This window comes from Palleronia pontilimi, from assembly GCF_016412875.1.
GTDB lineage: Bacteria > Pseudomonadota > Alphaproteobacteria > Rhodobacterales > Rhodobacteraceae > Palleronia > Palleronia pontilimi.
The window spans coordinates 97223-111496 of record NZ_JAEKPD010000015.1; the positions used below are offsets into that span (position 1 = coordinate 97223).

Annotated in this window: 13 protein-coding genes; 9 read left to right on the forward strand and 4 right to left on the reverse strand. The window is 67.3% G+C overall.

What is annotated here, in order from left to right; genetic code table 11:
- Window positions 1–4 precede the first annotated feature (4 nt).
- Entirely contained in the window at window positions 5–805 is an 801-nt protein-coding gene (locus tag ILP92_RS14570; protein ID WP_198917143.1) for an exonuclease/endonuclease/phosphatase family protein, read from the forward strand.
- Window positions 806–842: 37 nt separating this feature from the next.
- Here ILP92_RS14570 and bmt read toward each other — a convergent pair whose 3' ends face one another.
- From bmt to ILP92_RS14585, 3 genes are all read right to left on the reverse strand, one after another.
- Window positions 843–1862 (reverse strand): betaine--homocysteine S-methyltransferase, encoded by a 1020-nt coding sequence (gene bmt / locus ILP92_RS14575; RefSeq protein ID WP_198917144.1) that lies wholly within the window; start codon window positions 1860–1862, stop codon window positions 843–845.
- 35 nt (window positions 1863–1897) lie between these two features.
- Window positions 1898–3646, reverse strand: a complete 1749-nt coding sequence (locus tag ILP92_RS14580) for a DUF2156 domain-containing protein (protein ID WP_198917145.1) — start codon at window positions 3644–3646, stop codon at window positions 1898–1900.
- 124 nt (window positions 3647–3770) lie between these two features.
- On the reverse strand, window positions 3771–4085 hold the full coding sequence (locus ILP92_RS14585; RefSeq protein WP_198917146.1) for a DUF1476 domain-containing protein: 315 nt from the start codon (window positions 4083–4085) through the stop codon (window positions 3771–3773).
- 144 nt (window positions 4086–4229) lie between these two features.
- Between ILP92_RS14585 and purC the strand changes: the two genes are divergently transcribed.
- The 8 genes from purC (at window position 4230) to ILP92_RS14625 (ending at window position 14016) form a co-directional block, all read left to right on the forward strand.
- A complete protein-coding gene (purC, locus tag ILP92_RS14590; RefSeq protein WP_198917147.1) occupies window positions 4230–4991 on the forward strand; it encodes a phosphoribosylaminoimidazolesuccinocarboxamide synthase in 762 nt (253 codons plus the stop codon).
- Window positions 4992–5057: 66 nt separating this feature from the next.
- Complete coding sequence (purS, locus tag ILP92_RS14595) at window positions 5058–5288, forward strand: phosphoribosylformylglycinamidine synthase subunit PurS (RefSeq protein WP_198917148.1); 231 nt, start codon at window positions 5058–5060, stop codon at window positions 5286–5288.
- Window positions 5288–5815 (forward strand): 5' nucleotidase, NT5C type, encoded by a 528-nt coding sequence (locus ILP92_RS14600; RefSeq protein ID WP_198917149.1) that lies wholly within the window; start codon window positions 5288–5290, stop codon window positions 5813–5815. The genes purS and ILP92_RS14600 overlap by 1 nt, the downstream gene beginning before the upstream one ends.
- 10 nt (window positions 5816–5825) lie before the next feature.
- Entirely contained in the window at window positions 5826–6494 is a 669-nt protein-coding gene (gene purQ / locus ILP92_RS14605; RefSeq protein ID WP_198917150.1) for a phosphoribosylformylglycinamidine synthase subunit PurQ, read from the forward strand.
- Between the two features lie 38 nt (window positions 6495–6532).
- The gene (locus ILP92_RS14610; protein WP_235971454.1) at window positions 6533–8284 is read left to right on the forward strand and encodes a sensor histidine kinase; all 1752 of its coding nucleotides are present in this window, start codon (window positions 6533–6535) and stop codon (window positions 8282–8284) included.
- A gap of 15 nt (window positions 8285–8299) precedes the next feature.
- On the forward strand, window positions 8300–9631 hold the full coding sequence (locus ILP92_RS14615) for a sigma-54-dependent transcriptional regulator (protein WP_198917152.1): 1332 nt from the start codon (window positions 8300–8302) through the stop codon (window positions 9629–9631).
- 493 nt (window positions 9632–10124) lie between these two features.
- Entirely contained in the window at window positions 10125–12773 is a 2649-nt protein-coding gene (locus tag ILP92_RS14620; protein WP_198917153.1) for a ribonuclease E/G, read from the forward strand.
- 46 nt (window positions 12774–12819) lie between these two features.
- Window positions 12820–14016, forward strand: a complete 1197-nt coding sequence (locus ILP92_RS14625) for an MFS transporter (protein ID WP_198917154.1) — start codon at window positions 12820–12822, stop codon at window positions 14014–14016.
- On the opposite strand, the gene ILP92_RS14630 is transcribed toward ILP92_RS14625, so the two are convergent.
- Complete coding sequence (locus ILP92_RS14630; protein WP_198917155.1) at window positions 14013–14243, reverse strand: sulfurtransferase TusA family protein; 231 nt, start codon at window positions 14241–14243, stop codon at window positions 14013–14015. The two genes, ILP92_RS14625 and ILP92_RS14630, sit on opposite strands and share 4 nt — an antisense overlap.
- Window positions 14244–14274: the final 31 nt, after the last annotated feature.

Below are 14274 nucleotides of genomic sequence, written 5' to 3' on the forward strand. Positions count from 1 at the left end.
GGGCATGGCCAGCTTCACCCACACCATCGCCCGCGTCGCGACCTGGAACCTTGCCGGATACCAGGACATCGACGCAGAGCGCGCGGCGCACCAGATCGAAGGCCTGGCGCTTCTGGATGCCGAACTGGTGGTGCTGATCGAGGTTCGGCCGGTGTCGCACCTGCAGCGGCTGGTCGACGGTCTGGCGGCGCTGGGGCTGGATTACAGCGCGACGCTGATCGAGCAGCCGGTTCGGCTGCATATCGGCGTGCTGGCCAAGGGCGGCGTCGGCATCGAGAACCCGCGCCTGCTCGAGGGCAGCCAGGGCGATTATGCCAACGGCCGCCGGGCGCTGGTCTTCGACCTGCGGATCGGGCGCTTCAGCGCCCATGTGCTGGGCCTGCATCTGAAATCGGGGCGCGGGGCGCCGCAGCAGGCGCTGCGCGACAGCCAGTGTCGGGCCATCGGCAGCTATGTCGACGCCTATCGCGCCGCGCCGGGACAGTCGCGCCGGACGATCCTGATGATGGGTGATTTCAACATGATCCCCGGCCAGGACGTCAGCAACTTCCACCACCTGGGCGGCCAGGACGTGATGGATTTCGTGTCGAGCTGGGATCTTCAGGACAGGTTTTCGCATATTCTCGATCTCGGTCGGGCCAATCTGCTGGACGGCTTCGCGATCAGCCGCACCTATTCCACGCGCTACGTGCGCGGCTCGCTGCGTCTGTTTCCGATGCATTGGACGATGGAGCTGGGGCGCGAGGCGTTCCGGGACCGCGTCTCGGACCACCTGCCGTTCACCGCATCCTTCCGCATCGCGTGAGGCGGGGAAAAGAACATCCCGGATGCATCCGCTGGCTTCAGCTTTTGCGACCCCGCCTGCGCGCGCGCGGCTTGGCCACGTCGTCGCCGGTGCCGTCGCCCGCGGACGAAAAGCCGCCAAGCCGCCTTTCGATCTCGGCCAGCGTCGGCGTCTCGCCGCGCGGTGTCTCGTCCAACGCACGGCGCATGCGGACCAGGTGCTCGGGCGTCGTGCCGCAGCAGCCGCCGATGATCCGTGCACCGCAATCGCGCGCCAGCACCGCGTAATCGGCCATCAGCTCGGGCGTGCCGTCGTAGTGGATATGCCCGGCCACGTATTTCGGGATGCCCGCGTTGCCCTTGGCGATGATGGGCCGGTCCGGCGCCTGCGACGCGAAGCCCAGCACCGTGCGCAGCAGGTCGGACGCGCCCACGCCGCAATTCGCCCCGAAGGCCAGCGGTGCGGAATCCTTCAGCTTGCCCACCAGCGTCACCATGTCTTCGGACGTGACGCCCATCATGGTGCGCCCGGCGGTGTCGAAGCTCATGGTGCCGCACCAGGGCATGTCCGCCAGGCGCGCGGCCTCGGCGGCGGCGCGGTATTCCTCGGGGGCGCTGATCGTCTCGACCCACAGCACGTCGGCGCCGCCTTCCTTCAGGCCTTCGGCCTGTTCATGGAACATCTCGACCGCAAGCTCGTGGGTCAGGGTGCCCATGGGCACGAAGATGTCCCCCGTCGGGCCGATCGAGCCCGCCACCACGATGTCGCGGCCCGATGCATCCGCCACTTCCCGCGCCAGCTCGGCGCCCGCGCGGTTCAGCTCGCGCACCCGGGACTGCGCGTCGTGCAGCTTCAGCCGCGACGCGTTTCCGCCGAACGTGTTGGTCAGGAACAGGTCGCTTCCGGCCTCGACCGGGCCACGGTAGAGCGTGCGGATCTTGTCGGGCTGATCCACGTTCCACAGCTCCGGCGCGTCACCCGATTGCAGGCCCATGTTGAACAGGTTCGTCCCCGTGGCGCCGTCGGCCAGCAGCACATCGTGCGCGGCCAGCATGCGGGAGAGAGCATTTTCGGACATGGGATCACCCAGTAAGGAGCGTTGCCCGGGATGTGTCACGAAACCGCGGTGGGCGCAAATTCGGAACCTTCATAAACATCTTGCGGCGCGGCGCGCTTCGGCGGCCGGGCGATATCGCGGGCCAGGTCCGCAAGCCCCGCCCAAAGACCGATGCGCGTCGGTGCGGCGGCGTAGAGCGGCGCCCAGCGGGGCGCGAACATGGACTTGAACCGGTGCAATCCGGCCGCGCGCGACGGATCGAACCGGGGCACCGCGGCCAGCGATAGCTGGGCGATGCCCTGCGCGCGCGCCTGGACGATGGCCTCGCTCAGAAGCAGGTGCATGGTGCCGTCGGGTGCGTCCGGGTGCCAGCGCACCAGGTCCAGCGTCCATTCCGCGGCGCAAACGTGCAGCGAGATGAAGGCGACTGGTTGCCCATCGCGGCAGGCGGCCAACACCTTTTGATGCGACAGGTATCGCGGATCGAATCGTCCCATGGACACGCCGCGCGCGGCCCCGTTTTCGGCCTGCCACGCGGCGTCGATTTCGCCAAGGCCGTCCATGTCGGCGGCGGAAACCTCGCGGATCGTCACCCCGGACGCAGCCGCCTTGCGCAGCTTGCGCCGCAGCTGGCGGCAGGCGGGTGCGGACCGATCGAACCGGGCGGGGTCGACCAGCGCTTCGCAGCCGACCCGCATCGCCCGCCAACCAGCGCGCCGCGCGGCGGCCGCCTGGCGGGCGGAGATCTTGTAGAACAGCGCGATCCGTCCCGTGTCCGCGGCGGCGCGCGCCAACGGGTCCAGGGGAAGCGGCCCGGCGAAGGGCGCGCCGAGCGCGACCAGCGCGTGGCTTGCGGTCCAGCAGGGCGCGGCGGCCCGGCCGTTCGCGCGAAGAAGACGGGCGCCGGGCTGGTGGATCAGGCCGGCCTCGGCGCGCAGGGGGGTGGTGTCGAGGCAGGGCGCGGGGCTGGGCAGATCGCGATCGCGCCCGTCGAACAGTCCTGGGGCCCCCAGCAACGCAAGCGCGGCAAGGGCGGCGGGCAGGGCGATATGGACCAGCCGGAAGCCCCATGTCGCGCCTTCCAGCGCGGGCCAGAGACCGGCGGGCAGCAACGACAGCAGGCACAGATCGAAGCTGCCCAGCCCGCCGGGCAGCGCGGAGACCAGCCCCGAGCCAAGCGCCGCGAAGAAGGCGGGCGCCAGATCGAAAAGCGGCAGCGCGGGCGCGAAAGCCCAGAAGGCCAGGCACGCAGCCGCCGCGTCTATCGTGCCCCACAGCGCCAGCGCACCCAGCACCCTTATCGGGGGTAGACCGGGCACGTGGCGCAGGCTCACGCTGGCGGCGCAGAACAGCGCGACTGCCCCAAGGATCACCATGGCACCCGGGCGAAACGCTGGGCCGCCGGTGCCGCTTGCCAGGACCGCGATGGCGCCGATCGTGCCCAGGCAGACCAGGAACGACACCGACACCAGCGCGGTGACGCGCGCCGCGCGCGCCAGCCCGCCCGCAAGATCGCAGCGCCAGCGCACCATCATGCCGACAAGGGGGCCAAGTCCCGTTACCTGGGCGATCGCCAGCGCCGCCATGCCCGTGCGCCGGGCCGCGACCGGATCGCGCCCGGTGGTCAGCCACCGGTGCACCGCCACCTCGCTGCGCCCATAGGCGGCGAAAGTCAGGGCGGTGGCGGTCAGCGCCGCGATCCACTGCCAGGGCGCGGCCGCGGCGGCGCCCCGCAGCGCGCGAGCCGGATCGAGCCCGGCCAGCGTGTCGCGCGCCAGCCACAGGGCGCCCAGCGACAGGATCATGGGCGCAAGTGCGCGCAGCGCGGGGCCGCGCGTCCGCGCCAGTTCGGTTTTCGTGTCAGAGCACTCCCATCCCCGCGACACGAGGATGGAGGGAAGATGCGAAAATTCTGCTAATGGGCGTGGCTCAGGCTTCGTCGGCCAGCTGGGCCTTCGCCTGGGCCAGGAATTCGCTCATCTTGGTGCGCAGGGTCTTTTCGTCGACCTTGTCGCCCAGATCGCCCTTCACCTTGCGATAGACGTCTTCATCGCCCGCCTCTTCGAAATCGGCCTTCACCACTTCCTTGGCGTATTCGGCCGCCTCGTCGCCCGACTTGCCGAGATGCTCGGCCGCCCACAGGCCCAGCAGGCGGTTGCGCCGCGCTTCGGCCTTGAACTGCATCTGTGCATCGTGGGCGTACTTGTTTTCGAACGCCTTCTCGCGGTCGTGCATGTCGGTCATGGTGGGCTCCTGTTGCGGCTGTTCCGGTCTTGCCACCACATATGCGCAGACGCGACCGGCTTGCCAAGAGGGCGTTCTTGCTGGACCGGGCGCGATGGCCTATAGGCGACCGCGAGCGGGCAGCAGGTCCGGCAGGAGATCCCCATGGCGCGGCGCAAGAAAATCTACGAAGGCAAGGCCAAGATCCTCTACGAAGGCCCCGAGCCGGGCACCTTCGTGCAGTATTTCAAGGACGACGCCACCGCCTTCAATGCCGAGAAGAAGGCGACGATCGAGGGCAAGGGCGTTCTGAACAACCGCCTGTCCGAGTTCTTCATGAAAGGGCTGGGCCAGATTGGCGTGCCCACGCATTTCCTGAAGCGGCTGAACATGCGCGAACAGCTGATCCGCCAGGTCGAGATCATTCCGCTGGAAGTGGTCGTGCGCAATTTCGCGGCCGGGTCCATGTCGACGCGCCTGGGACTGGCTGAGGGCACGCCGTTGCCGCGGCCGATCGTCGAATTCTGTCTCAAGGACGACAAGCTGGGCGATCCGCTGGTCAGCGAAGAACACATCATCGCCTTCGGCTGGGCGTCGCAGCAGGACCTGGACGACATGATCGCGCTGGCGCTGCGCGTGAACGATTTCATGTCGGGCATGATGCTGGCGGTCGGCATCAAGCTGGTGGATTTCAAGATCGAGATCGGCCGGGTGTGGGACAACGATTTCCAGCGCCTGATCGTGGCCGACGAGATTAGCCCCGATTCGTGCCGCCTGTGGGATATCGAGACGGGCCAGAAGCTGGACAAGGACGTGTTCCGGCGGGACCTGGGTTCGTTGACCGACGCCTACACGGAAGTCGCGCGTCGGCTGGGCGTGCTGCCGTCCAACGTGACCCACGCGACGAAACCCACGCCGATCAACTGACGGCGCGTGGCAGGCAGGCGGAGCGCCGGGATACTTGAAAGAACAAAGATGGAAGGGTGCGGCGCGATGAAGGCACGGGTGCACGTGATGCTGAAGGACGGTGTTCTGGATCCGCAGGGCGCCGCGGTGCTGCACGCGCTGGGCGCGCTCGGCTTCGACGAGGCCAAGGGGGTTCGCCAGGGGAAAGTGATCGAGCTCGAGCTCGAGGACGGCACCAGCGAGGCGCGCATCGGCGAGATGTGCGAAAAGCTGCTGGCCAATACCGTGATCGAATCCTACCGGATCGAGATCCTGTGATGCGCATCGCCATCGACATGGACGAGGTGATCGCGGACACCCATGCCGCCAAGGCGGCGATGCTCGCCGACATGGGCTACAGCTGGACCGAGGACGATCTGGCCGGGCGCAAGCTGACCGACCTTGCCCGTCCCGAAGATGCCGCCCGGATCGAGGCCACGCTGCAGGAGGGCACGATCTTCGCCAATCTCGACGTGATCGACGGGGCGCAGCAGGCGCTCGAGACGCTGGCGCGCGATCACGAGCTCTTCATCGCCACGGCGGCCATGGAATATCCGGCGTCCTGCACCCACAAGATCGCGTGGATGCAGCGCTATTTCCCGTTCGTCCCGGTGCTCAACATCGTGCTCTGCGGGCACAAATCGATCATCCACGCCGATGCGCTGATCGACGACTCGCCCCGCCATTTTCCCGGCTTCCGGGGCATCGGCATCTGTTTCGACGCGCTGCACAACCGCGGCGAGACGGTGGAGCATCGCCTGATGCGCTGGGCGGACGCGCCCGCCTTGATCGACAGCCTGCAATAGGATCCGCGCCATGAAAGCCGCCGTCATCGTCTTCCCCGGATCGAACTGCGACCGCGACCTGGCCGTGGCGCTGAGGGATGCGGGCTTCGACGTGTCGATGGTCTGGCACAAGGATACGGGCCTGCCGAATGGCGTGGACCTGGTGGGCCTTCCGGGCGGGTTTTCCTTTGGCGACTACCTGCGCTGCGGCGCCATCGCCGCGCGCTCGCCGATCGTGGGCGCGGTGGCCGAGCACGCGCGCCGGGGCGGCCACGTGCTGGGCATCTGCAACGGCTTCCAGATCCTGACCGAAACGGGCCTGCTGCCCGGTGCCCTGATGCGCAACCGCGACCTGAAATACATCTGCCGCACCGTGCCGCTGATCGTTCAGAACGCCACCAGCGACTTCACCGCGCGCTACCGCGACCGCCAGCCCATCGACCTTCCGATCGCGCACCACGACGGCAATTATTCGGCCGATCCCGCCACGCTGGACCGGCTGCGGGGCGAAGGGCGGGTGGCCTTCACCTATGCCGTCAATCCCAACGGCTCGCAGAACGACATCGCGGGCGTGCTCAGCGAAAACGGCCGGGTGCTGGGGATGATGCCCCATCCCGAGCGTGCCGCCGACCCCAGCCTGGGCGGCACCGACGGGCGGGCGCTGTTCCGCAGCCTGGCGGGATGCCTGGCCCACGCCTGAGCTTGCCGCGGGCACGCGCAGCGCATAGCCTGATCGCCATGAACGACCCTTTGATCCTTGAGCCACGCGCGACCCGCCGCTGGCCGTGGCGGCTGGCCGTTTTCCTTGCGATCGCGATTGCGCTGACCATCGTCTGGACCACCAACAAGCTGCTGACCGAGCGCTTCACCGAAAGCACCCGCAATCGCGCCGAGGTGCGGCTGGCGCTGTATTCCGGCAACCTTATCAGTGCGCTGCAGCGCGCGAGCGTCGTGCCGCTTCTGCTCAGCCGCGATCCGGCCCTGATCGGGGCGCTGACGTCGCTGGACTATTCGCAGACCACGCAACGACTGATCTCGTATCTCGACGAGATCGGCGCGCAGTCGATCATGCTGCTGGACAGCGAGGGGCGTGCCGTCGCCGCGACCGATCGCAATCGGCTGGGCTCGCAGCACCGCCAGGAGCCCTATTTCATCAACGCCCTCCGGGGCAATGGCACGGTCTTTTCAACCGCGCGGCGCGACAACGGGGCCTTCGCGTTCTCGTATTCGCGCAAGATCGAGGTGGGCGGCAACCTGACCGGCGTGATCGTCGTGGACGTGGATCTGCGCCAGTTCGAAGACAGCTGGGCCGGCTTTTCGGACGCGGTGTTCGTCACCGACAGCGAGGGGCAGATCGTCCTGGCCACCGAGTCGCGCTGGCGCGGTCTGAACGAAGACCAGGCCCTGCAATTGCGCTCGCCCCGCGGGGCGATCGAGCGCGCCATCCAGGCGACGACCGACTGGACCGCGCTTCCCGCAGACGCCTATCTGTCCGGCGAGGCCGTGATGCGCCAGTCGACGCGCATCCCGTTCCAGGGTTGGCGGATGACCAGCTTCACCAGCTACGCGTCGGTACGCGAGCGCGTGAACACGGTCCTCGCCATGGAATGGATGCTGTTTTCCTTCGTGATTGCCCTTGGCGCCATTTGGGCGGGACGCCGCGCCGACAGCCGGTCGCTGTTTTTCCAGCGCGAGTCGGCGGAGCTTCGCGAATTGAACGTGGCGCTCCAGCGGGAAATCGCCGAGCGCGAGAAGGCCGAGAAGAACTTGGAAGTGGCCGAGCAGACCGTGGCGCAGACCTCGAAGCTGGCGGTCCTGGGCGAAATGTCGGCCGCCGTCAGCCACGAATTGAACCAGCCCCTGGCCGCCATGAAGACCTATCTGGCGGGCGCGCGGCTGCTGATGCAGCGCAAGCGCCCGGACGAGGCGCTGGCGTCGTTTCACCGCATCGACGACCTGATCGAGCGGATGGGCGCCATCACCCGGCAACTGAAAAGCTATGCCAGGAAGGGGGGCGACGCGTTCGAGCCCCTGGATCTGCGCGCGTCGCTGTCTGCCGCGCTGGCCATGATGGAGCCGCAACTGAAGGCCCGTGACATCGTCATCGACCGCCAGGTGCCCAACACGCCGATCCCGATCCGCGCCGACCGGATCCGCGTCGAGCAGGTCATCGTCAACCTGCTGCGCAACGCCATCGACGCCACCAAGGACATCGCCAAACCCCGGATCGAGCTGATCCTGGCGGCGGGCGATAGCGCGGTTTTGACCGTTCGCGACAACGGTCACGGCATTCACGATCTCGACGCGTTGTTCGAGCCGTTTTACACAACCAAAGCACCTGGCGACGGGACCGGCCTCGGGCTGGCCATATCGTCGGGCATCGTTGCGGATCTGGGCGGACGCCTGACCGCGCGAAACGGCCGCTCGGGTGGAGCGGTTTTCGAGATGCGATTGCCGATCCTGGAGGACTCCCGGGAAGCGGCGGAATAAGGGAAGGGAAAGCCCATGGCGGCCTCCATGAAGATCGCGATCGTTGACGACGAACAGGACATGCGGCAATCCATCAGCCAGTGGCTGGCGTTGTCGGGCTTCGACACCGAAACCTACGGCAGCGCCGAGGACGCGCTGAAGGCGCTGGGCAGCGACTATCCCGGCGTGGTGGTCAGCGACATCAAGATGCCGGGCATGGACGGGATGGCGTTCCTGAAGCGGCTGATGGCCGTGGACAGCGCGCTGCCGGTCATCATGATCACCGGCCACGGCGACGTGCCCATGGCGGTCGAGGCGATGCGCGTCGGCGCCTTCGATTTCCTGGAAAAACCCTTCAATCCCGAGCGGATGACCGAGCTTGCCAAGCGCGCGGCGGGCAAGCGGCGGCTGACGCTGGACAACCGCGCCCTGCGCCGCGAGCTCAGCGACGGCACCGGGATCATGAAGAAGCTGATCGGCTCGTCTCCGGTGATGGAGCGGCTGCGCGAGGATATCCTGGATCTGGGCCAGGCCGACGGTCATGTTCTGATCGACGGCGAAACCGGCACCGGCAAGACGCTGGTCGCCCACGCGCTGCACGCGGTGGGCGCCAAGGCAGGCCGCAAGTTCGTGCTGTTTTCCTGCGCGGGCCAGGACGAAGACGTTCTGGCCGACCGGCTGTTCGGCTCGGGCGGCGAGAACGTGCCGCTGCTGGAGCAGGCGCGGGGCGGCACGCTGGTGCTCGAGGATATCGACGCGCTGCCCATATCACTCCAGGCGCGGCTGCTGACCTGGATCAACGAGCAAGGGACCCCGGCCGAGACGCGCCTGGTGGCGATCTCGAACCTCAGTGAACAGGGCCGCACGGTCGAAGACGTGCTGCGTCCCGATCTCTATTACCGGCTGGCGGCCATGAAGATCATGCTGCCCCCCCTGCGCCTGCGGGGCGAGGATATCCTGTCGCTCTTCGCGCGGTTTTCCGAGCAGGCGGCGGACGAATATGGCTGCGCCGCCCCCGAGGTCAGCGCGCAGGAGGCCGCGCAGCTGTTGCAGGCGCCGTGGCCGGGCAATGTGCGCCAGCTCATCAACGTGGCCGAACGCGCGGTAATGCAGAACCGCCGCGGGTCGGGCAAGATCAGCTCGCTTCTGATGGCAGACGAGGACGCGGACGAGCCGGGCATGACCACCGAAGGCAAGCCGCTGAAGGAATACGTGGAAGCCTTCGAGCGGATGCTCATCGACAACACCATGCGCCGCCACAAGGGCTCGATCGTGGCGGTCATGGACGAGCTGTGCCTGCCACGTCGGACCCTGAACGAAAAGATGGCCAAATACGGGCTGAGCCGCTCGGACTACCTGGGCCACTGACCCGCGGTTCGGCCCGGTGCCACGCGCGGCACCGGTCCATCCGAAGATGCGCGGATTTGGCCGATTGCGCGTTCCGCTCGGGAACTGGTCGCGAATTGCCATTGTAAAGGGGCGGCGACCTCGCCTATGTATTATGACAGGTTCGTTGCCCCTTCCCCAAGGGGTGTGGAACCTGAATGATTTCGCTGAATGACCGGTCTGTGTTACGCAGAATTGCAGTCATTTCAGATAGATCGGGGCCCTCGCGCCCCTTTGAAACCTCCGGTGGGCCGCCTGGCGTGTCCGGAACTCAGTCGACGGTTGGGCGACCGATTGTCGGAAATGGAACAGCGATGCACCGCGCACCTGCGACAGACTTGCCGATGACGGGGCCCCTCGGGCGCCTCCGCAAGGCTGATCGGGCGCGCGCAGTCGCTTCAGTCAGACACAACCGTGCAGATCCTGCAGCGCCCCTGGGGCGCGACGGGCCGCCCGGCGTGCAGAAATTGGATACATGGCAAAGAAGATGCTTATCGATGCCACCCACGCGGAAGAGACCCGCGTTGTGGTGGTGGACGGCAACAAGGTCGAAGAGTTCGACTTTGAATCCGAAAACAAGCGCCAGCTCGCTGGCAACATCTACCTCGCGAAAGTAACGCGGGTCGAGCCGTCGCTGCAGGCGGCGTTCATCGACTATGGCGGCAATCGGCACGGGTTTCTGGCGTTCTCGGAAATCCATCCCGATTACTACCAGATCCCCATCGCCGACCGCGAAGCGCTGCTGGCCGAAGAGGCCGCCGACGCCGAGGAAGAGGCGCGCGAAGAGGAACGGCCCAAGCGCCGCTCGCGCTCGCGCAGCCGGACGAAGGCCGCCGACACGCAGGCCGACGATGCCGTCGCCACGGCAGAGCCCGACACCAGCAGCGAAGTGGCGGACGCCGCCGACGACGTCGACGCAAGCGAAGCCGAGGTCGACGCCGCGGCGCGCACCATGGCCGTGGTCGACACCATCCCCGGCATGGACGTGATCGACACCGCCGAAGGCGACGAAGAAGAAACGCCCTACGTCGCCGCCGACGACGCGTCCGAGCGGGACGAAAACATCGAATCTGTCGCCGATGACGACGTCACCGACGAGGTGCGTCCGCGCCGCAAGCCGCGCGCCAAGAAGTACAAGATCCAGGAAGTCATCAAAGTCCGCCAGATCCTGCTGGTCCAGGTCGTCAAGGAAGAGCGCGGCAACAAGGGCGCGGCGCTGACCACCTACCTGTCGCTGGCCGGTCGCTACTGCGTGCTGATGCCCAACACGGCACGCGGCGGCGGCATCAGCCGCAAGATCACCAACGCGGCCGATCGCAAGAAGCTGAAGGAAATCGCCACCTCCATCGAGGTGCCGAAGGGCGCGGGTCTGATCGTCCGCACCGCTGGCGCCAAGCGCACCAAAACCGAGATCAAGCGCGATTACGAATACCTGCAGCGCATGTGGGAGCAGATCCGCGAGCTGACGCTGAAATCCATCGCGCCCGCGCCGATCTACGAGGAAGGCAACCTGATCAAGCGGTCGATCCGCGACCTCTACAACCGCGAGATCGACGAGGTTCTGGTCGAAGGCGAGGCAGGCTACCGCGTGGCCAAGGACTTCATGAAGATGATCATGCCGTCCCACGCCAAGAACGTGAAGAACTACCACGACCAGATGCCGCTCTTCGCGCGCCACCAGGTCGAATCGTACCTGGGCGGCATGTTCAATCCCACGGTGCAGCTGCCGTCGGGCGGCTACATCGTGATCGGCGTGACCGAAGCGCTGGTGGCCATCGACGTGAACTCGGGGCGGGCCACCAAGGAAGGCTCGATCGAGGAAACGGCCTACAAGACCAACATGGAAGCCGCCGAAGAGGTGGCGCGCCAGCTGCGTCTGCGCGACCTGGCGGGTCTGATCGTGATCGACTTCATCGACATGGAAGACCGCAAGCACAACGCGAACGTCGAAAAGCACTTCAAGGACAAGCTGAAGACCGATCGCGCCCGCATCCAGGTGGGCAAGATCAGCGGCTTCGGCCTGCTCGAGATGTCGCGCCAACGCCTGCGTCCCGGCATGATCGAGGCAACCACCCAGCCGTGCCCCCATTGCCATGGCACCGGGCTGCTGCGCTCGGACGACAACGTGGCCCTGGCCATCCTGCGGCAGCTGGAAGAAGAGGGCACGCGCAAGCGCACCCGCGAAATCTGCGTGACCGCGCCGGTGCAGATCGCCAATTACCTGATGAACAACAAGCGCGACCACATCGCCCAGATCGAAGCGCGCTACGGCATGGTCGTCCGGATCGAGGGCGACGCCGCGCTGGTCAGCCCCGATTACAAGGTCGAGAAGTTCAAGACCCAGATCACCCGCCAGGTCGAGCAGACCGCGGCGATCGTGTCGTCGGCGTCCATGATGGACGAGCTGGACGAGCCCGCCGAGGTCGATGAAAGCGAAGCGCCCGAGGCCCCCGAGACGCCGGAAGCGCCCCCCGCACGGGCCGAGCAATCGGACGACGACAAGCCCAAGAAGCGCCGCCGCCGTCGCCGCCGCCGCAAGTCCGGTGGCAATGGCGACGACGCCCAGCAGGACGACGCGCAGCAGGATGACGCGCAACAAGCGCAGACGGACGAGGCCGACGAAAAGTCCGATGCGGGCGCGCAGAAGGATGCGCCGTCCGACGAGCCGAAATCCGACGGCGATGACAAGTCAAAGCGCAAACGGTCCCGTTCGCGCGGTCGCAAGAAGACCGACGAGGCGCCGAAAGCCGATCCCGTCGCCTCCGAAGCCGCGGCCGACGAAAGCCAGCCCGCGCCCGAAACCGATGCGGAGGTGGCCGAGCGCGCCCAGGCTCCGGCGGCGGTGGAAGATACCGGCCAGGTCGATCAGCCCGTGGACGACAAGGTCGCCGCGCAGATCACCGAGGATGCGCCAGTCGCGCCGCCCGTCCCCGAAGACCGCGCCGAGCGGTCCGACGCCAAGCCCGAGGTCGCCCAGCCCGTCCCGGACGCGGTGGCCGAGCAGATCACCGAGGACGCGCCCATCGTGCCCCCCGCGCAGACCGATGACGCCGACGACGGCGACACCGTGGTCGAGGACAAGCCCAAGACCAAGAAGCGCGGCTGGTGGTCCCTGAGAAGCTGAACGAAGCACGCGCCCGGCCAGAGCGCCGGGCGCGTCGCCGCACCGCGTGAGCCCCGACGCCGCCGCGCGCAACGTGGCGCTTTATCCCTGGTTCCGGTTCTGCCAGAGCCTGCTGTTCTGGCAGGCGATCTGGTTTCTTTATTTCCAATCCGAACTCTCCGCCGCCGAAGCCATTGTCCTCTACGCGATCTACGACGTGGCGACCTTCACGCTGGAAGTGCCGTCGGGCTACGCGTCGGACCGGCTGGGCCGCAAGCCGACCCTGCTGCTTGCCGCGCTGAGCGGGGCGGTGGGCAGCGCGGCCATCGCCTTCGGGGGCGATTTCGCCTGGTTCGCCCTGGGGCAGGCGGCCCTGGGCACGGCGGCGGCGCTGGCCTCGGGCGCGGACAGCGCCTTTCTCTACGAATCGCTGAAGGCGAAGGGCGACGGTCACCGGATCGAGGACGAAGAACTGCGCGCTTGGCGGTTTTCGTTCAGCGCCTTCGCCCTGTCGGCGGTCGCGGGCGGCGCGCTGGCGCTTTTGTCCTTCGCGCTGCCCTTCGGGCTGACCGCCCTGGCCTTCGCGGGCGCGGCCTGTATCGCTCTGGCCTTCACCGAGCCGCCCCACGACCTGACCGAAGCGGGCGGCACCCTGGAAGGGCTGCGGGCGTCGGTGTCGCACCCGGTGCTGGCCTGGCTCTTCGTCCTGGCGATGCTGATGTATGGCTACAGCCACATCCCCTTCGTCTTCGGCCAGCCCTTCATCCGCTCCGCACTGGAAACGATCGGCATCGCCGAAAGCACGGCGCTGGTCAGCGGATTGGTTACGGCCGCGATGATGGCGCTTTCGGTGGCCACCTCATGGGGCGCGCCGCGGGTCAAGCGCGCGCTCGGGCTGGCCGGGCTTCTGCTGATGGCCTTCGCCATGCAGATCGTGTTGACCGGCGTGCTGGCACTGACGGCCAATGCGCTGGCCATCGGTCTGCTGTTTCTGCGGATGGTGCCGGATTCGCTGTCGAAACCGTTCATCCTGGCGCGCGTCCAGCCGCTTCTGCGCGATGGCACCCGTGCCACCTACCTGTCGCTGCAAAGCATGGCAGGCCGGGCGCTGTTCTCGGGCAGCCTGTTCCTGGCGGCCGGTGCCAGCAGCCGGGTGGGCGAGATGAGCCATGACCAGATGCAGCCGATCCTGACCGCATACGCCCTGGTGGGCCTGCTGGCGCTGATCGGGCTGGCGCTGTGGTCGCGGCGCGTGGCGCTTTAGCCGGACTTGCGCACGAAATAGTGCTGCGCCCCGTCCGCGTCGCTGAGCCCCAGGAACTCGTGCCCGGATTCATTGCAGAAATGCGGGATGTCGACGATCGCCGCGGGATCATCCGCCTGCACCCGCAACACGGCGCCATCCGCGACGCCCTGCAACCGCTTGCGCAGTTTCAGGACGGGCAGGGGGCAGAGCAGCCCACGGGCATCCAGATCGTCATCGTAATCCATGACGCGCAACCTGCCCGCCACGTTTCAGATT